Source organism: Kitasatospora sp. NPDC032757 (assembly GCF_055579305.1).
The window spans coordinates 362,686-380,924 of record NZ_JBVINN010000003.1; the positions used below are offsets into that span (position 1 = coordinate 362,686).

Annotated in this window: 14 protein-coding genes; 12 read left to right on the top strand and 2 right to left on the bottom strand. The window is 72.5% G+C overall.

Translation table 11 applies throughout. From position 1 onward, the window contains the following. Nucleotides 1-25: 25 nt before the first annotated feature. From trpB to ACZ5WK_RS07220, 9 genes are all read left to right on the top strand, one after another. Nucleotides 26-1,303, top strand: a complete 1,278-nt coding sequence (trpB, locus tag ACZ5WK_RS07180; protein ID WP_465545951.1) for a tryptophan synthase subunit beta — start codon at nt 26-28, stop codon at nt 1,301-1,303. A gap of 2 nt (nt 1,304-1,305) precedes the next feature. Continuing rightward, a complete protein-coding gene (gene trpA, locus ACZ5WK_RS07185) occupies nt 1,306-2,115 on the top strand; it encodes a tryptophan synthase subunit alpha (RefSeq protein ID WP_465545778.1) in 810 nt (269 codons plus the stop codon). Between the two features lie 190 nt (nt 2,116-2,305). After that, nucleotides 2,306-2,566, top strand: coding sequence for a hypothetical protein (locus ACZ5WK_RS07190; RefSeq protein ID WP_465545780.1), 261 nt, complete (start codon nt 2,306-2,308; stop codon nt 2,564-2,566). Nucleotides 2,567-2,691: 125 nt separating this feature from the next. Continuing rightward, nucleotides 2,692-3,180: a MauE/DoxX family redox-associated membrane protein gene (locus ACZ5WK_RS07195; protein ID WP_396319324.1), complete on the top strand. Its 489-nt coding sequence runs from the start codon at nt 2,692-2,694 to the stop codon at nt 3,178-3,180. Between the two features lie 63 nt (nt 3,181-3,243). After that, a complete protein-coding gene (locus tag ACZ5WK_RS07200) occupies nt 3,244-4,107 on the top strand; it encodes a DsbA family protein (RefSeq protein ID WP_465545782.1) in 864 nt (287 codons plus the stop codon). Between the two features lie 141 nt (nt 4,108-4,248). Next, nucleotides 4,249-5,265: a prolipoprotein diacylglyceryl transferase gene (gene lgt, locus ACZ5WK_RS07205; protein WP_465545784.1), complete on the top strand. Its 1,017-nt coding sequence runs from the start codon at nt 4,249-4,251 to the stop codon at nt 5,263-5,265. A 147-nt stretch (nt 5,266-5,412) separates the two neighbouring features. Beyond that, nucleotides 5,413-6,150, top strand: a complete 738-nt coding sequence (locus tag ACZ5WK_RS07210) for a VIT1/CCC1 transporter family protein (protein WP_465545786.1) — start codon at nt 5,413-5,415, stop codon at nt 6,148-6,150. A 554-nt stretch (nt 6,151-6,704) separates the two neighbouring features. After that, on the top strand, nt 6,705-11,333 hold the full coding sequence (gene gltB, locus ACZ5WK_RS07215) for a glutamate synthase large subunit (protein ID WP_465545953.1): 4,629 nt from the start codon (nt 6,705-6,707) through the stop codon (nt 11,331-11,333). Beyond that, nucleotides 11,326-12,786 carry a glutamate synthase subunit beta gene (locus ACZ5WK_RS07220; RefSeq protein ID WP_465545788.1) on the top strand — a complete coding sequence of 487 codons (1,461 nt, stop codon included), beginning with the start codon at nt 11,326-11,328 and terminating at the stop codon, nt 12,784-12,786. Before gltB ends, ACZ5WK_RS07220 begins: the two co-directional genes overlap by 8 nt. Nucleotides 12,787-13,049: 263 nt before the next feature. Here the strand turns inward: ACZ5WK_RS07220 and ACZ5WK_RS07225 are convergent, their stop codons facing one another. Beyond that, nucleotides 13,050-14,018, bottom strand: coding sequence for a DUF5937 family protein (locus ACZ5WK_RS07225; protein ID WP_465545790.1), 969 nt, complete (start codon nt 14,016-14,018; stop codon nt 13,050-13,052). A gap of 73 nt (nt 14,019-14,091) precedes the next feature. Between ACZ5WK_RS07225 and ACZ5WK_RS07230 the strand changes: the two genes are divergently transcribed. From ACZ5WK_RS07230 to ACZ5WK_RS07240, 3 genes are all read left to right on the top strand, one after another. Then, nucleotides 14,092-15,366, top strand: a complete 1,275-nt coding sequence (locus tag ACZ5WK_RS07230; RefSeq protein ID WP_465545792.1) for an MFS transporter — start codon at nt 14,092-14,094, stop codon at nt 15,364-15,366. 79 nt (nt 15,367-15,445) lie between these two features. Next, nucleotides 15,446-16,312, top strand: coding sequence for a helix-turn-helix domain-containing protein (locus ACZ5WK_RS07235; protein ID WP_465545794.1), 867 nt, complete (start codon nt 15,446-15,448; stop codon nt 16,310-16,312). An 80-nt stretch (nt 16,313-16,392) separates the two neighbouring features. Then, complete coding sequence (locus ACZ5WK_RS07240; protein ID WP_465545795.1) at nt 16,393-17,850, top strand: aldehyde dehydrogenase family protein; 1,458 nt, start codon at nt 16,393-16,395, stop codon at nt 17,848-17,850. On the opposite strand, the gene ACZ5WK_RS07245 is transcribed toward ACZ5WK_RS07240, so the two are convergent. Next, complete coding sequence (locus ACZ5WK_RS07245) at nt 17,795-18,112, bottom strand: hypothetical protein (RefSeq protein WP_465545797.1); 318 nt, start codon at nt 18,110-18,112, stop codon at nt 17,795-17,797. The genes ACZ5WK_RS07240 and ACZ5WK_RS07245 overlap by 56 nt on opposite strands. Nucleotides 18,113-18,239 lie beyond the last annotated feature (127 nt).

An 18,239-nucleotide genomic window follows, 5' to 3' on the forward strand; every position in this document is an offset into this window, starting at 1 on the left:
CGTCATCTTCCAGAAGGACTTCACCATGTCCGAGAAGGACTACCTGCCCGGCGCCGAGGTGCCGGACGCCCGCGGTTACTTCGGCGCCTACGGGGGCCGCTTCATCCCGGAGGCGCTGGTCGCCGCCGTGGAGCAGGTCGCCGAGGAGTACGAGAAGGCCAAGGCCGACCCGGCGTTCGCCGCCGAGCTGGACGGGCTGCTCAAGGACTACACCGGCCGCCCCAGCCCGCTCACCGACGTGCACCGCTTCTCCGCGGAGGCGGGCGGCGCGCGCATCCTGCTCAAGCGCGAGGACCTCAACCACACCGGCTCGCACAAGATCAACAACGTGCTGGGCCAGGCGCTGCTCACCCGGCGGATGGGCAAGACCCGGATCATCGCCGAGACCGGCGCCGGGCAGCACGGCGTGGCCACCGCCACCGCCTGCGCGCTGTTCGGCTTCGACTGCACCATCTACATGGGCGAGGTCGACACCCAGCGCCAGGCGCTGAACGTCGCCCGGATGCGGATGCTCGGCGCCGAGGTGGTGGCCGTGAAGTCCGGCAGCCGCACCCTCAAGGACGCCATCAACGAGGCGTTCCGCGACTGGGTCGCCAACGTGGACTCCACCCACTACCTGTTCGGCACCGTGGCCGGCCCGCACCCGTTCCCGATGATGGTCCGCGACTTCCACCGGGTCATCGGCGTCGAGGCGCGCCAGCAGGTCCTGGACCGGACCGGCCGGCTGCCGGACGCCGTCGTCGCCTGCGTCGGCGGCGGTTCCAACGCGATGGGCATCTTCCACGAGTTCATCCCGGACGCGGGCGTGCGCCTGATCGGCTGCGAGGCGGCCGGCGAGGGCGCGGAGACCCCGAAGCACGCCGCCACCCTCACCAAGGGCGACCCGGGCGTGCTGCACGGCTCCCGCACCTACGTCCTCCAGGACGAGGACGGCCAGACCATCGAGTCGCACTCCATCTCGGCCGGCCTGGACTACCCGGGCGTCGGCCCGGAGCACGCCTGGCTGAAGGACACGGGCCGGGCCGAGTACCGCCCGGTCACCGACGACGCCGCCATGCAGGCGCTGCGGCTGCTGTCCCGCACCGAGGGCATCATCCCGGCCATCGAGAGCGCCCACGCCCTGGCCGGCGCCCTGGAGCTGGGCCGCGAGCTCGGGCCCGAGGCCACCATCCTGGTCTCGCTCTCCGGGCGCGGCGACAAGGACATGCACACCGCGGCCGAGTACTTCGGCCTGTACGACGAGGCCGGCAACAACCCGGCCGGCGACAACGGGGCCGACGGCGCCGGCAACGGGGGTAAGTGACCATGGCTTCGAAGCTCAGCGGCATCCTGGCCGCCGCCAAGGCGGAGAACCGCGCCGCGCTGATCGGCTACCTGCCGGCCGGCTTCCCGAGCGTCGACGGCGGCGTGCGCGCCGTCAACGCGCTGGTCGAGGGCGGCTGCGACATCGTCGAGGTCGGCCTGCCGCACTCCGACCCGGTGCTGGACGGCCCGACCATCCAGACCGCGGACGACATCGCGCTGCGGGCCGGCGTGCGGATCAAGGACGTGCTGCGCACCGTTCAGGAGGTGGCCGGCGCCCACCCCGGGGCGGCGGTGCTGGTCATGACCTACTGGAACCCGGTCGAGCGCTACGGCGCCGCGCGGTTCGCCGCCGACCTGGCCGCCGCCGGCGGCGCCGGCTGCATCCTGCCGGACCTGCCGGTGGAGGAGTCCGAGGAGTGGCGCAAGGCGGCGGACGAGCACGGGCTCGACACCGTCTTCGTGGTCGCCCCGAGCAGCAAGGACAAGCGACTCGCCGAGGTGACCGCGGCGGGCTCCGGCTTCGTCTACGCGGCCGCGGTGATGGGCGTGACCGGCTCCCGCGCCCAGGTCGGCGACCTCGCCGAGGACCTGGTCGCCCGTACCCGGGCCACCACGGCGCTGCCGGTCTGCGTCGGCCTCGGCGTCTCGACGGCCGACCAGGCCGCCCAGGTGGCCGGCTTCGCCGACGGCGTGATCGTCGGCTCGGCCTTCGTCCAGCGGATCCTGGACGCCGACGGTGACGAGCAGGCCGCACTGGCGGCCGTCCGCACCCTGGCCGGCGAGCTGGCGGAGGGCGTCCGCCGCCGGTAGGCACACCCGCTCCGTGACGGCCCGCCGCCCCTCCACCGGGGGCGGCGGGCCGTCGTCGTTCCCGGGTGGAACCCGAACGGGTGAACAGTGGCGCTCTGACGCATCAGCGGGGGTTGACCGGCGTTGAGTGGAGGGACGAGTGCACGAACGACGTGCGCGGGGGCGTGAGACGAACGGAAGGGGTCCGCCGGTGCCGGGTCTCCAGCGAGCGGTCCTGCTGCGGGCGGCCGCGGCCGTGCTGGCGCTGGGTGCCGCGGTCGGGGCGGACCACACCGTGGTGGGGGAGGCGCTGGCCAAGCGGGGTGCCGAGCGCGCCGAGCGGGAGGCGTACGTGTGCGCGCGGGCGGCCCGGGCGGACGCGGTGGCCAGGGCCGCGCGGTCGCATCTGCTGGGGCGCCCGGCGCTGGACGGCCCGGGGCGCCCGCCCGGCTGCGGCACCGGCGGCCGCTAGCGCGGATTCGGACAGAACCTTATAAGCCGTCACTCTTTCGGCTTAATTCCTGAATATGGAGGAACCGACCTTCATCCCTTACGGTTCATCAGGAAGTGAAGGTGTTTCCCGAGGGGGTTACCTATATGGCGGCCGGCCCGGCGGTGCGGCGCAGCAGCGTGGTGTGGACGGAATGGGTCGGTACGGCGGTGCGGCTGGGCCTCGCCGTGGTCTGGGGCTGGGCCGGTCTGGCCAAGATCTCCGACCCGGCAGCGGCCGCCCAGGCCGTGCGCGCGTACGAGATCCTGCCCGAGTCGCTGGTCAAACCGGTGGGGTACGCGCTGCCGTTCCTGGAACTGGCGCTCGCGGCGCTGCTGGTGATCGGGCTGGGGGTGCGGCTGGTGGCCGCGGTCTCCGCGCTGCTGCTGCTCGCCTTCATCGGGGGGATCGCCTCCGCCTGGGCCCGCGGCATCTCGATCGACTGCGGCTGTTTCGGCGGCGGCGGAGCGGTGGACGCGTCGCAGACGGAGTACCTCCAGGAGATCTTGCGCGACACCGGCTTCCTGCTGCTGGCCGGCTGGCTGCTCTGGCGGCCCCGCACCAAGTTCTCCGTGGACGGCTGGCTGGCGACCTGACCGGCAGGCACCCCGCACCCACCCCCGACCTGGCCCTCCCCCCGATTGTGGATGTCAAGGCAGATGAGCGAGAAGAACCGAGAAGGCAAGCGCACCGCCCGCGAGCGGATGCAGGCGGAGCGGGCGGCCGACGAGGCCCGCGCCCGGCGGAAGAAGAAGCTGCTGGTGGGCGGGGCGGTGCTGGCGGTGATCGCCGCCGCCGTGATCACCGGCGTCGTGGTGCAGAACGAGCGCTCCAAGCCGGAGACCCCGGCCGCCGCCCCGGCCGGCACGCTCGGCGACAAGAACCTGGTCATCCCGGTCGGCGCGGACAACGCCCCGTCCGTCCTCACCGTCTACGAGGACCCGCGCTGCCCCGCCTGCGGCACCTTCGAGCGTGAGTTCTCGTCGACCGTCGACCAGCTGGAGGACGCGGGCAAGATCTACACCAATTACCACATCGTGTCGTTCATCGACCGGGCCGTGCCGGGCAAGGGCTCCAAGTACGGGGCCAACGCGCTGGCCTGCGCCCAGGACGCCGGGCACTTCCGCGACTACCACGACGTGCTCTACCGCAACCAGCCGGACGAGACCAACGACGCCTTCCGCGACAAGGCCACCCTGATCAGCCTGGCCAAGCAGGTCGACGGCCTGGACACGCCGGCCTTCGAGGCCTGCGTCAACGACAACAAGTACGCCGGCTGGGTCTCCGCCGTCCAGCAGGACTTCGACAAGTCCGGCTACAAGTCGACGCCGACGGTGCTGCTCAACGGTCAGCCGATCTACCCGAAGAACGGCAGCGAGGAGATCACCCCGCAGAACCTGGTGAAGTGGGTGGACGCCGCCAACCAGGGCAAGCCGCTGGGCACGACCGGCTCGCACGGCCAGTCCCCGGCGCCCACCAGCACCGCCTCGGAGAGCAACAACCCGTCGCCGAAGGCCGGCTGAGGACCGGCCCGGCCGGGCCGCCCGCCGCCGTCCCCTCCCCGTCCGGAGGGGGCGGCGCGCCGCCGCGCACCCTGTTGTTCGGGATCTGTGACCCCGGGGGTGTCCGGGGCGGGCCGCCGACCCTGTAGCGTCGGAGCTGCCATGGATATCGCCTACATTCCCAGCCCGTCGCGGGGCGTCCTCTATCTCGGACCGATCCCGCTGCGCGCCTACGCCTTCTGCATCATCCTCGGTGTCGTCGTGGCCGTCTGGCTCGGCAGCAAGCGCTGGGTCGCCCGGGGCGGTGGCAAGCACACGGTCGGCGACATCGCCGTCTGGGCTGTGCCGTTCGGCCTGGTCGGCGGCCGGCTCTACCACGTGATCACCGACCACCAGCTGTACTTCGGCGAGGGCAAGAACCCCTGGAACGCCTTCAAGATCTGGGAGGGCGGCCTCGGGATCTGGGGCGCGATCGCGCTGGGCGCGGTCGGCGCCTGGATCGGCGCCCGCCGCCGGGGCGTGCCGCTGCCCGCCTACGCCGACTCCATCGCCCCGGGCATCGCGCTCGCGCAGGCGATGGGCCGCTGGGGCAACTGGTTCAACCAGGAGCTGTACGGCCGGGAGACCACGCTGCCGTGGGGCCTGGAGATCGACAAGACGCTGCCCAACGGTGAGGTCGTCACCGGGGTCTACCACCCGACCTTCCTCTACGAGTCGCTCTGGTGCGTCGGGGTCGCGCTGCTGGTGATCTGGGCGGACCGCCGGTTCACCCTCGGCCACGGCCGGGCCTTCGCGCTGTACGTGGCCGCGTACACGGTCGGCCGGTTCTGGACCGAGTGGCTGCGGATCGACGAGGCGCACGTGATCCTGGGCCTGCGGCTCAACGACTGGGTGGCGATCGCGGTGTTCCTGGCCGCCGTCGCCTACTTCGTGATCGTCGGGAAGAAGCGGCCCGGCCGGGAGGACCCGGCGAGCATCGACCCGACGGCGACCGGCGCGGAGAGCATCGACCCGACGGCGACCGATCCGGCGGTGACCGGCCCGTCCGGTGCTTCCGAGGCGACGGGTGCCTCGGACGGGAGCGCCGCACAGTCTCGCCCTTCGGACAAGAAGGTGGACACCGAGCCGGCCGACGCGGCCCGCGGAAGTGCCGGCAAGGACGCCAAGAACCTCACCTGACCAGCGACTTCCATCGCCTCCGGCCGCTCTTCCGCACCTCGCGGACGGCGGCCGGAGCGCTGTTCGGACAGCCTTACTTTGCTGGAAATGCCCAGGCCGGGCGGGCTACGTTCGAATCATCAGACGATCGGACGGAGGCCCGAAACCGTGAGCGCGACCACCCTTGACCCCGAGGCCGGGCACCACCCCCGCATACCCGCCGCCGGGCACCACCGCGATGTGAACGGCGGCTGGCTGCGGCCGGCCGTGTTCGGCGCGATGGACGGGCTGGTCTCCAACTTCGCGCTGATGACCGGCGTGGTGGGCGGCGCGGTCTCCAGCAGCACGGTGGTGCTGACCGGCCTGGCCGGGCTGGCGGCGGGCGCCTGCTCGATGGCAGCGGGGGAGTACACCTCGGTGGCCTCCCAGCGTGAGCTGGTGCAGGCCGAGATCGAGGCCGAGCGGCTCGAGCTGAGCCGCAACCCCCACGGCGAGCTGGCCGAGCTGGCCGAGCTGTACGTGGCGCGCGGGGTGGAGCCGGCGCTGGCGCACGAGGTGGCCCGCCAGCTCTCCGCCGACCCGAACCGGACGCTCGAGGTGCACGTCCGGGAGGAGCTGGGCGTCGACCCCGACGACCTGCCCTCGCCGTGGGTCGCGGCCGGCTCCTCGTTCGTCTGCTTCGCGGTCGGCGCGCTGCTGCCGCTGCTGCCGTACCTGCTGGGCGCGACCTCGCTGGTGCCGGCGCTGCTGCTCTCCGTGGCCGGTCTCTTCGCGTGCGGCGCGGTGGTGGCCCGGGTGACGGCGCGCACCTGGTGGTTCAGCGGGCTGCGGCAGCTGCTGCTGGGCGGGGCGGCGGCCGGGGTGACGTACCTGCTGGGCTGGCTGATCGGCGGCCACGTCGGCTGAGCGGCCGGGCAGTCACGTCGGGTGAGCGGGCCGGCGGCCACGTCGGCTGAGCGGCCGGGCCGCCACCTCGGCCGGGCGGCCGTGCCGGGCGGGTGAGCGGCCCGGAGCCGGGTCGTGGGATGGTACAGCGACCTGCATGATTATGCGACGGATCGCGTGACGTTCCGCACATAGAGGGCGGATGGCGCCTGGCCTAGTCTCATCATTCGGGCCCAGGGGCCGCGGATTCGCATCCTGGGGCCGACTCCGGGAAAGGATTCGCAGGCGACCTTGATCGGCTTCTGTGGCCGGGGGATTTCGCCCCTGTTTCGAGCGGCCCACCGCCGGGCACAATCGTCGGGACGTGCGCTGTGGCACGTCCTCTCATTGCGCCCTTGACCTGCGCATCCGTCCGCGATGTGGACGCGATATTCCGCTTCCCGGGATCTTGGGCATCATGTAACTTGCACGAAATCGCACCAGGGCCAACGTCGTCCCTACTGCACCAGCTCCCCCAGCCCTCTGCTGGGAGGTAACGAATGACGACGACGGGAGAGCCGATGCTGTCTGCATCCATGCACTCCGCCAACGAGCCCCAGGCCGGCGCAGCGCGCCCGCCGTACGCGCTCGTTCCGGATGCGCGACCTGCTGCTCAGGGCCTGTACGACCCGCGAAACGAGCACGATGCCTGTGGCGTCGGCTTCGTCGCCACGCTGACCGGCATCGCCGACCACAAGATCGTCGAGCAGGCGCTGACCGTCCTGCGCAACCTGGAGCACCGCGGCGCCACCGGCGCCGAGCCGGACTCCGGTGACGGCGCGGGCATCCTGACGCAGGTCCCGGACGCATTCCTGCGCTCCAAGGTCGACTTCGAGCTGCCCGTCGCCGGCGCGTACGCGGTCGGCATCGCCTTCCTGCCCGACGAGGACGCGGCCGACGCCGCCGCCGTCGCGCGGATCGGGGCCATCGCCGCGGAGGAGGGCCTGACCGTCCTCGGCTGGCGCGACGTCCCGGTCACCCCGGACCTGCTGGGCGCCACCGCCCGCAGCGTGATGCCGCGCTTCCGGCAGGTGTTCCTCGCGGCAGCGGGCAACGGGCAGAGCCTGGGCAAGGACGGCGCCGAGGGCATCGCGCTGGACCGGATCGCCTTCGTCGTCCGCAAGCGCTCCGAGCGTGAGGCCGGCGTCTACTTCCCGTCGCTCTCCGCGCGCACCATCGTCTACAAGGGCATGCTGACCACCGGCCAGCTGGAGCCCTTCTTCCCCGACCTGTCGGACCGGCTCTACGCCTCCGCGCTCGGCCTGGTGCACTCGCGGTTCTCCACCAACACCTTCCCGAGCTGGCCGCTCGCCCACCCGTACCGCTTCGTCGCGCACAACGGCGAGATCAACACGGTCAAGGGCAACCGGAACTGGATGACCGCCCGCGAGTCCCAGCTCGCCACCGACCTCATCCCCGCCAACAGCAAGGGCCAGGGGCTGAGCCGGATCTTCCCCGTCTGCACCCCGGACCACTCCGACTCGGCGTCCTTCGACGAGGTCCTGGAGCTGCTCCACCTCGGCGGACGCTCGCTGCCGCACTCGGTGCTGATGATGATCCCGGAGGCGTGGGAGAACCACGCCACCATGGACCCGGCCCGCCGCGCGTTCTACCAGTACCACTCCAACCTGATGGAGCCCTGGGACGGCCCGGCCTGCGTCACGTTCACCGACGGCACCCAGATCGGCGCCGTGCTGGACCGCAACGGCCTGCGCCCGGCCCGCTACTGGATCACCGAGGACGGCCTGGTCGTCCTCTCCTCCGAGGTCGGCGTGCTCGACATCGAGCAGGAGAAGGTCGCCAAGAAGGGCCGCCTGCAGCCCGGCAAGATGTTCCTCATCGACACCGCGGAGCACCGCATCGTCGAGGACGAGGAGATCAAGTCGGCGCTGGCCTCCGAGCACCCCTACGCGGAGTGGGTCGCCGGCGGCCAGATCCAGCTCGCCAAGCTGCCCGAGCGCGAGCACATCGCGCACACCCACGCGTCGGTCACCCGCCGCCAGCAGACCTTCGGCTACACCGAGGAGGAGCTGCGGGTCATCCTGGCGCCGATGGCGAAGACCGGCGGCGAGGCGCTCGGCTCGATGGGCACCGACAGCCCGATCGCCGCGCTCTCCGAGAAGCCGCGCCTGCTGTTCGACTACTTCGTGCAGCTCTTCGCGCAGGTCACCAACCCGCCGCTGGACGCCATCCGCGAGGAGCTCGTCACCTCGCTGCTGTCCAACCTCGGCCCCGAGGGCAACCTGCTGGCCGCCGAGGCCGCCGCCTGCCGTTCCGTCGGCATCACCTTCCCGGTGATCGACAACGACGAGCTGGCCAAGCTCGTCCACATCAACGCCGACGGCGACCAGCCCGGGCTCAAGGCCGTCACCCTGTCCGGCCTCTACAAGGTCGCCACCGGCGGCGAGGGCCTGGCCGCCCGCCTGGCCGAGATCGCCGCCGAGGCCGACGCCGCGATCGCCGACGGCGCCCGGATCGTCGTGCTCTCCGACCGGCACTCCGACGCCGAGCACGCCCCGATCCCCTCGCTGCTGCTCACCTCCGCGATCCACCACCACCTCATCCGCACCAAGCAGCGCACCCAGGTGTCGCTGCTGGTCGAGGCCGGTGACGTCCGCGAGGTGCACCACGTCGCGCTGCTGATCGGCTACGGCGCCGGCGCGGTCAACCCGTACCTGGCCATGGAGTCCGTCGAGGACCTCGTCGCCCAGGGCGTCTTCATCGAGGGCGTCGAGCCCGAGAAGGCCATCAAGAACCTGATCAAGGCGCTCGGCAAGGGCGTGCTCAAGGTCATGTCCAAGATGGGCATCTCCACCGTCGCCTCCTACCGCGGCGCGCAGGTCTTCGAGGCGATCGGCCTCTCCCAGGAGCTCGTCGGCACCTACTTCGCCGGCACCACCACCAAGCTCGGCGGAATCGGCCTGGAGCAGATCGCCAAGGAGGTGGCCGCCCGCCACGCCAAGGCGTACCCGGCCTCCGGCATCCCCGCCGCGCACCGCGCGCTGGACATAGGCGGCGAGTACCAGTGGCGCCGCGAGGGCGAGCCGCACCTGTTCGACCCGGACACCGTCTTCCGGCTCCAGCACTCCACCCGCAACCGCCGGTACGACATCTTCAAGCAGTACACGGACCGGGTGAACGAGCAGTCCGAGCGGCTGATGACGCTGCGCGGCCTGTTCCGGCTGGACGGCCTCGACCGCACCCCGATCTCCGTCGACGAGGTCGAGCCGGTCTCCGAGATCGTCAAGCGCTTCTCCACCGGCGCCATGTCCTACGGCTCGATCTCCCGTGAGGCGCACGAGACCCTCGCCATCGCGATGAACCGCCTCGGCGGCAAGTCCAACACCGGCGAGGGCGGGGAGGACCCGGACCGCCTGTACGACCCGGAGCGCCGCTCGGCGATCAAGCAGGTCGCCTCCGGCCGGTTCGGCGTCACCTCCGAGTACCTGGTCAACGCGGACGACATCCAGATCAAGATGGCCCAGGGCGCCAAGCCCGGCGAGGGCGGCCAGCTGCCCGGCCACAAGGTGTACCCGTGGGTCGCCAAGACCCGGCACTCCACCCCGGGTGTCGGCCTGATCTCCCCGCCGCCGCACCACGACATCTACTCCATCGAGGACCTGGCCCAGCTGATCCACGACCTCAAGAACGCCAACCCGGCGGCCCGCATCCACGTGAAGCTGGTCTCCGAGGTCGGCGTCGGCACGGTCGCCGCAGGTGTCTCCAAGGCGCACGCGGACGTGGTCCTGGTCTCCGGCCACGACGGCGGCACCGGCGCCTCGCCGCTGACCTCGCTCAAGCACGCGGGCGGCCCCTGGGAGCTCGGCCTCGCCGAGACCCAGCAGACCCTGCTGCTCAACGGCCTGCGCGACCGGATCGTCGTCCAGACCGACGGCCAGCTGAAGACCGGCCGCGACGTGGTCATCGCCGCGCTGCTGGGCGCGGAGGAGTTCGGCTTCGCCACCGCCCCGCTGGTCGTCTCCGGCTGCATCATGATGCGCGTCTGCCACCTGGACACCTGCCCGGTCGGCGTCGCCACCCAGAACCCGGTGCTGCGCGACCGCTTCTCCGGCAAGCCCGAGTTCGTGGTCAACTTCTTCGAGTTCATCGCCGAGGAGGTCCGGGAGATCCTGGCCGAGCTCGGCTTCCGCTCGATCGAGGAGGCCGTCGGCCACGCCGAGCACATCAACGCGGCCGCCGCGATCGACCACTGGAAGGCCGCCGGGCTCGACCTGGCCCCGCTCTTCCACGTGCCCGAGCTGCCCGAGGGCGCGGCCCTGCACTGCACCACCACGCAGGACCACGCGCTCGACAAGGCCCTGGACAACCAGCTGATCGACCTGGCCCAGGACGCCCTGGAGCGCGGCGACGCCGTCCGCATCCAGCTGCCGATCCGCAACGTCAACCGCACGGTCGGCACCATGCTCGGCCACGAGGTGACCAAGCGGTACCGCGGCGAGGGCCTGCCCGAGGGCACCATCGACGTGACCTTCACCGGCTCGGCCGGCCAGTCGTTCGGCGCCTTCGTGCCGAAGGGCGTCACGCTGCGGCTGGAGGGCGACGCCAACGACTACGTCGGCAAGGGCCTCTCCGGCGGTGTGGTCGTCGTCCGCCCGGCCCGGGACGCCGCCGCGATCGGCGCCGACGCGCAGAACCACGTCATCGCCGGCAACACCATCGGCTACGGCGCCACCGGCGGCCGCGTCCACCTGCGCGGCAAGGCCGGCGAGCGTTTCGCCGTCCGCAACTCCGGTGCGACCCTGGTGGTCGAGGGCGTGGGCGACCACGGCCTGGAGTACATGACCGGCGGCCGGGTCGTCATCCTCGGCGAGACCGGTCGCAACCTGGCGGCGGGCATGTCCGGCGGTGTCGCCTACGCGCTGGACCTGCGCCCCGCCAACGTGAACGACGGCATGGTGGGCATCGAGGCCCCGACCGCCGCCGACCGCGACTGGCTGCGCGAGACCGTGCAGCAGCACTACGAGGAGACCGGCTCCACCGTGGCCGCCGAGCTCCTGGCCGACTGGGGCAGCGGGGTCTCCCGCTTCTCCAAGATCATGCCGACCGACTACAAGGCTGTGCTCGCCGCCAAGGACGCCGCTGAGCGCGATGGCCTCTCCGAGGCCGAGACCACTCGCAAGATGATGGAGGCGGCACGTGGCTGACCCCAAGGGCTTCCTGACCACCGGCAAGCAGCTGGCCGAGCGCCGGCCCGTGGACGTCCGTCTGCGGGACTGGAACGAGGTCTACGTCGAGCGCAGCCTCCTGCCGATCATCACCAAGCAGGCCGGCCGCTGCATGGACTGCGGCATCCCGTTCTGCCACAACGGCTGCCCGCTCGGGAACCTCATCCCCGAGTGGAACGACCTCGCCTACCGCGACGACTTCGCCGGCGCGATCGAGCGGCTCCACGCGACCAACAACTTCCCGGAGTTCACCGGGCGGCTCTGCCCGGCTCCCTGTGAGTCCGCGTGCGTGCTGGGCATCAACCAGGACGCGGTGACCATCAAGAACGTCGAGGTCACCATCATCGACAAGGCCTGGGACCGCGGCGGCGTCACGCCGCAGATCCCGGAGCGGCTGTCCGGCAAGACGGTCGCCGTCGTCGGCTCCGGCCCGGCCGGCCTGGCCGTCGCCCAGCAGCTCACCCGGGCCGGGCACACCGTGGTGGTGTACGAGCGCGCCGACCGCATCGGCGGCCTGCTGCGCTACGGCATCCCCGAGTTCAAGATGGAGAAGCGCCACATCAACCGCCGCATCGAGCAGATGCGCGCGGAGGGCACCCGCTTCCGCACCGGCGTCCACGTCGGCGAGGACATCACCGGGCAGCAGCTGCGCGAGCGCTTCGACGCGGTCGTCGTGGCCGCCGGCGCCACCACCGCCCGCGACCTGCCGGTGCCCGGGCGCGAGCTCAAGGGCATCCACCAGGCCATGGAGTACCTGCCGCTGGCCAACAAGGTGCAGGAGGGCGACTTCGTCGAGCCGCCGATCACCGCCAAGGGCAAGCACGTCGTCGTCATCGGCGGCGGCGACACCGGCGCCGACTGCCTCGGCACCGCGCTGCGCCAGGGGGCGGCCTCGGTCACCCAGCTGGAGATCATGCCGCGCCCCGGCGACGACCGCCCCGGCCACCAGCCCTGGCCGACCATGCCGATGACGTACAAGGTCACCTCGGCCCACGAGGAGGGCGGTGAGCGCATCTACGCGGTCAACACCACCCACTTCACGGGCGACGAGGACGGCAACGTCCAGGAGTTGCACCTGGTCGAGGTGGAGTTCAAGGACGGCCGGTTCGAGCCGGTGCCCGGTACCGAGCGGTCGATTCCGGCCCAGCTCGTCACCCTCGCCATGGGCTTCACCGGCACGGACGTCAGGAACGGCCTGGTCGAGCAGCTCGGCGTCGAGCTGGACGCCCGCGGCAACGTGGCGCGGGACGGCCGGTTCGCCACCAACGTGGACGGCGTGTACGTCTGCGGTGACGCCGGCCGCGGCCAGTCGCTGATCGTCTGGGCCATCGCGGAGGGCCGCTCGGCCGCCGCCGCGGTGGACAAGTACCTGGGCGGCAAGACCCCGCTGCCCGCTCCGATCCGGCCCACGGACCGCCCGCTGGTGGTCTGACGCCCCGCCCGACCCGCCGGCGGCCCCACCGCCGGCGGGACCGGGCCACCCCCCCCGAACGCCCGGCACCGCATTGCCGGGAGTACGAGCCGCTGCCCCCGCCAGCGTCGCCGGGCCTACGCGGTACCCAGGCGCCTGCCCTCTCCCCGACCAGTGGAGGGCGGGCGCCTCTTCGCGTCCGGGGGCCTTCGGCGTCCGGGGGCCCTTGGCGTCCGGTGTCTCTTCCCGTCCGGGACCGGCCGTCCGGGACCGGCTGTGCGGGGTCACTGGCGCAACAGGAGTTCGGCCGCCTCGGTACGGGCGTACAGCACCGTACGGCCGGTGCGGTGGCGGGCGGTCAGGCCCGCCCCGGTCAGCGCGGTCAGGTGGTGCGAGACGTTGGCGGCGGACAGGCCGGTGCGGGCGGCGAGTTCGGTGGTCGAGGCCGGCGCGTCGAGCTCGGCGAGCAGCCGGGCGCGGGTACGGCCGATCACGCTGGCCAGGCCGTCCGGCACGGCGGCACCGGACGTCTCCCACAGCGTGGCCACCCCGCGCGGCGGGTAGACCAGGCCCGGCTGCCACGGCGGGTTCAGCTGGGAGTAGACGCCCGGCCAGGCGAAGACGGTGGGGGCGAGGACCAGGCCGCGCTCGCCGTCCAGCCGCCGCTGCACGTCCACCAGGCGGTGGGCGATCCGCAGGGTGTCACGCTCCCAGCTCACCTGGGGGTGCAGGTCGGCGAAGAGCGCGGCCGGCCCGCCCGCCGACATCTGGCGGGCCCGCCGCAGGATCTCGCCCTCGGTGAGCCGCTGGATGCGCGGCCAGTGCGGGGCGATCGCGGCCGTCCAGTACGCCTGGACCTCGGCCGCCAGCCTGGCCAGCCCCGCCTCCGGGTCGGCCCACAACTCGGCGACCAGCGGAGGGAGTTCTCCGTCGAGCCGGGCGAGGTCGCGGCGGACCACCGCCGGGTCGGCGGCGGCCAGCTCGGCCACCGCCTGCTCGATGGTGAGCGTGGAGTGCACCGGTACCGGGGTCAGGAAGTCGGGCACGTACACCGTGGGCAGCCGGACCAGCTGGGAGAGCAGCTCCCAGCGGACGCCGGCCAGCCGCTGCCGGGCCTGCCGCACCCAGGGCAGGTGGACGCCGTGCCGGCCCGGCTCCTTCAGCACCTCCACGCTGGTGACGACCTCCGACAGCGGCGAGGCGGCGAAGCGCGTCCGGGCGAGGTCCTGGGCCGAGAACTCCCAGACGAGCATGGCGGCCTCCGTCGAGGATTCGATCAGAATGGAATCTCTGTGCAGCGGTGATCATGCCCGGGAAGCTCGTGCCATGACCACCGCCACGCTCCCCCCGCTCCGGGACCGGCTCGGCCTCCCGGAGACCGCCGGCCGCCACCGCCTGATCGGCGCCCACCTCGTGGACAGCCTCGGCACCGGGCTGATCCTCGCCTTCACACTCGTCTACTTCGCCCGCACCACCACCCTCACCCTGGCCGCCATCGGCGCCGCCGTCACCACGGCCCGGCTGCTGGCCCTGCCCACCGCGATCGCCGTCGGCCCGCTGATCGACCGGTACGGCGCCCGGGCGGTGGCGGCCTGCGGCAACGCACTCTCCGCGCTCGCCTACGGCGGCTTCCTGCTCGCCGGGCAGGCCTGGCAGATCGTGCTGGTCTGCCTGCTCACCCAGATCGGGCACGTCGCCTACTGGACCTCCAGCACCGGCCTGGTGGTGCTGGCCTCCGCCGAGGGCGAGCGGACCCGCTGGTTCGCGCTGGTGCAGACGCTGCGCAACACCGGGATGGGACTGGGCGGGGCGCTCGGCGCCGTCCTGGTGGCCGACGACGGGACGGGCGGGCTGCGGGCACTGGTGGTGCTCAACGCGGCCAGCTACGCGGTGGCGGCGGGCCTGCTGGGCTCCTGGCGCCCCGCCGCGGCGACGCCCGCCCCCGCGGAGCCCGCCGCGCCGTCCGCGAAGGCGCCGTCCGCGACGGCGGAGCCCGTGACGGCGGAACGGGATCGCGGCGGCTACCGGGCGGTGCTGCGGGACCGGCGGTACCTGCTGCTGGTCGTCGTCCACCTGGCCTTCGTCTTCGGCTCGATGATCATCAGCATGCTGCTCGCCGTCTACCTCACCGAGGGCCTGCACCGCGACGCCTGGCTGGCCGGCTCGCTGCTCGTCCTCAACGGCGTCCAGGTGGTGCTCACCCAGAACGCGGTGGCCCGACGGCTCGAACGGTTCCGCCCCACCCGGGTGGTCGCCGCCGGCGCCCTGCTCAACGCGCTCTCCTTCGGCCTGTTCGCGCTCCTGGCCGCCGCCCCCGGCTGGATCGTCACCGCCGGCCTGTTCGCGGCGATGGCGGTCTTCAACCTCGCCGAGACCGTCGCCACCCCCTACGCGGAGGAGCTCAGCGTCTCGCTCGCCGACCCCGCCCGCCGCGGCCGCTACCTCGCCGTCTACCAGCTCTCCTGGAACCTCGGCCAGGCCGTCGCCCCCGCCCTGCTCACCCTCCTCCTCGGCCGCGGCGCCGCCTGGCCGTGGCTGTTCCTGCTGGTGCTGAGCCTGGCCGCGGTGCCCGGACTGCTGCGCCTGGAGCGCCTCCGCTGACGGACTGTTGTTTGTCGGTGCCAAGTGGCAGACTGCGCCCGACGGCCGGGGGGCTGCGCGAGGTGCGGAGGTTGACGGGATGAGCATGACTCAGGCAGGCGGGGGTGCCACGGTACGGCGCCTGCTGCTGGGCTCCCAGCTGCGCAGGCTGCGGGAGGCCAGGGGCGTCAGCCGGGAGGAGGCCGGCTACTCGATCCGCGCCTCGGAGTCGAAGATCAGCCGCATGGAGCTCGGCCGGGTCGGTTTCAAGGAGCGCGACGTCGCCGACCTGCTCACCCTGTACGGCGTCGAGGCCGAGCAGGAACGGGCCTCCGTCCTCGGCCTCGTCCGCGACGCCAACGCGACGTCCTGGTGGCACGCGTACGGCGACGTGCTGCCCGGCTGGTTCCAGACCTACCTCGGGCTGGAGGAGGCCGCCTCCGACATCCGCAGCTACGAGGTCCAGTTCGTCCACGGGCTGCTGCAGACCGCCGACTACGCGCGGGCCGTGATCACGCACGGCGGCCACGTCACCGAGCCGGGCGAGGTCGAGCGGCGGGTCGAGGTCCGGCTGAGGCGCCAGCAGGTCCTCACCGCGGGGCGGCCGCCGCGGCTGCTCGCCGTCCTGGACGAGGCCGCGCTGCGCCGCCCCTGGGGCGGGCCGGAGCTGATGCGGGCCCAGATCGACCGGCTGCTGGAGCTGACCGACCTGCCCAACGTGGTGCTCCAGGTGATGCCCCTGGGGTTTGGAGGGCTGCGGGCGGAGGGCGGCGCCTTCTCGGTGCTCGGCTTCGCCGAGCCGGAGCTCGCGGACGTCGTCTACCTGGAGCAGTTCACCACCGCGCTGTACCTGGACAAGCCCGCCGAGGTGGCCGAGTACGCGGGCGCGATGGACGGCCTGGCGGCGGACGGACTCTCCCCCGAGCGGACACGGGAACTTCTTCGCTCCGTACGCCAAGAGCTTTGAAGCATAAGTACGATGAGGCCCGATCAGATCTGATCGGGGAAGGCCCGCGCGTCTTCCCGCATCGGCACGAGAGGGACCAGATGTCGTACCTTTCCGAGTTGGCGCTGCAGTACATCGACGGCGAGTGGCGGGCCGGCAGCGGCTCCTGGGACATCGTCGACGTCGACCCCTACACCGGCGACAAGCTCGCCGGCATCACCGTCGCCACCGTCGGGGAGGTCGACCAGGCCTACCGGGCCGCCGAGCGGGCGCAGAAGGAGTGGGCCGCCACCAACCCCTACGCCCGCCGGCTGGTCTTCGAGCGCGCACTGCGCATCGTCGAGGAGCGCGAGCAGGAGATCACCGAGGCGATCGCGGCCGAGCTGGGCGGCACCGCGCTCAAGGCCGGGTTCGAACTCGCCCTCACCAAGGACATGCTGCGCGAGTCGATGCAGCTCTCCCTGCGCGCCGAGGGGCGGCTGCTGCCCTCGCCGGTGGAGGGCAAGGAGAACCGCCTCTACCGCCTGCCGGTCGGCGTGGTCGGCGTGATCAGCCCGTTCAACTTCCCGCTGTTCCTGTCGATGAAGGCGGTCGCCCCGGCACTGGCGCTCGGCAACGGCGTCGTGCTCAAGCCGCACCAGGAGACCCCGGTCGTCGGCGGCACCCTCATCGCCAAGATCTTCGAGGAGGCGGGCCTGCCGGCCGGCCTGCTCAACGTGGTCGTCACCGACATCGCCGAGATCGGCGACGCCTTCATCGAGCACCCGGTGCCCAAGGTCATCTCCTTCACCGGCTCCGACAGGGTCGGCCGGCACGTCGCCACCGTCGCCGCCTCGCACTTCAAGCGGACCGTGCTCGAACTCGGCGGCAACAGCGCGCTGATCGTCCTCGACGACGCCGACGTCGACTACGCCGTGGACGCCGCCGTGTTCAGCCGCTTCGCCCACCAGGGCCAGGTCTGCATGGCCGCCAACCGGGTGCTGGTCGACCGCGGCGTGGCCGACGAGTTCACCGAGAAGTTCGTCGCCAGGGTCGCCGCCCTGCGCGTCGGCGACCCCAGGGACCCGGCCACCCAGATCGGCCCGCTGATCAACCCCGTCCAGGCCGACGCCCTCACCGCCCAGGTCGACCAGGCGATCGCCGCCGGCGCCACCGCCCTGCTGCGCGGCGGGACCGACGGCAGTCTGATGGACCCGGTCGTCCTCGCCGGCCTGCCGGCCGGCGCGCCCATCCTCCAGCGCGAACTCTTCGGCCCCGTCGTCCTGGTGGTGCCCTTCGACGGCGAGGACGAGGCCGTCCGGCTCGCCAACGACACCCCCTTCGGCCTCAGCGGCGCCGTCCACACCGCCGACGTCGAGCGCGGTGTGCGGGTGGCGCAGCGGATCGAGACCGGCATGATCCACGTCAACGACGGCACCATAGCCGACGAGCCCGTCGTGCCCTTCGGCGGCGAGAAGAACTCCGGCGTGGGCCGGCTCAACGGCGACTCCACCGTGGACGCCTTCACCACCGTGAAGTGGATCTCCATCCAGCACGGGCGCAGCCGCTTCCCGCTCTGATGTAGGTGAGGTCCCGATTGCGCAGCTTGCCGACGTTCGGCGACGCCAGGTCGGTGTTCTCGCCCGGTATCAGGTCGGCCGGGCGGTGTGCGTCGAACTGCTCGCGGACGATCAGCAGGTTGCGCTGACGGATCACCGACGGGCCGGCCATCATGATGATCTCGTCGCCCGACACCTCGATCTTCCAGCCGGCCGGCGGGGTGAGGCTCTGCGCGTAGGCCACCAGCCGGGCATGCCGTTCGGGGGCGCGGAACTCGCTCACGCCGCCGTCCTCTCACCGCACGGGCAGACCCCGGGTGTGGGGGGGGGGGGGGGGGGGGGGGGGGGGGGGGGGGGGGGGGGGGGGGGGGGGGGGGGGGGGGGGGGGGGGGGAGGGGTGGGGTGGGGGC

Coding starts and splice junctions, on each gene's coding strand:
- trpB (WP_465545951.1), top strand. CDS start 26: ATGTCCGAGAAGGACTACCTGCCCGGCGCCGAGGTGCCGGACGCCCGC.
- trpA (WP_465545778.1), top strand. CDS start 1,306: ATGGCTTCGAAGCTCAGCGGCATCCTGGCCGCCGCCAAGGCGGAGAAC.
- ACZ5WK_RS07195 (WP_396319324.1), top strand. CDS start 2,692: ATGGCGGCCGGCCCGGCGGTGCGGCGCAGCAGCGTGGTGTGGACGGAA.
- ACZ5WK_RS07200 (WP_465545782.1), top strand. CDS start 3,244: ATGAGCGAGAAGAACCGAGAAGGCAAGCGCACCGCCCGCGAGCGGATG.
- lgt (WP_465545784.1), top strand. CDS start 4,249: ATGGATATCGCCTACATTCCCAGCCCGTCGCGGGGCGTCCTCTATCTC.
- gltB (WP_465545953.1), top strand. CDS start 6,705: ATGCACTCCGCCAACGAGCCCCAGGCCGGCGCAGCGCGCCCGCCGTAC.
- ACZ5WK_RS07225 (WP_465545790.1), bottom strand. CDS start 14,018: ATGCTCGTCTGGGAGTTCTCGGCCCAGGACCTCGCCCGGACGCGCTTC.
- ACZ5WK_RS07230 (WP_465545792.1), top strand. CDS start 14,092: ATGACCACCGCCACGCTCCCCCCGCTCCGGGACCGGCTCGGCCTCCCG.
- ACZ5WK_RS07235 (WP_465545794.1), top strand. CDS start 15,446: ATGAGCATGACTCAGGCAGGCGGGGGTGCCACGGTACGGCGCCTGCTG.
- ACZ5WK_RS07240 (WP_465545795.1), top strand. CDS start 16,393: ATGTCGTACCTTTCCGAGTTGGCGCTGCAGTACATCGACGGCGAGTGG.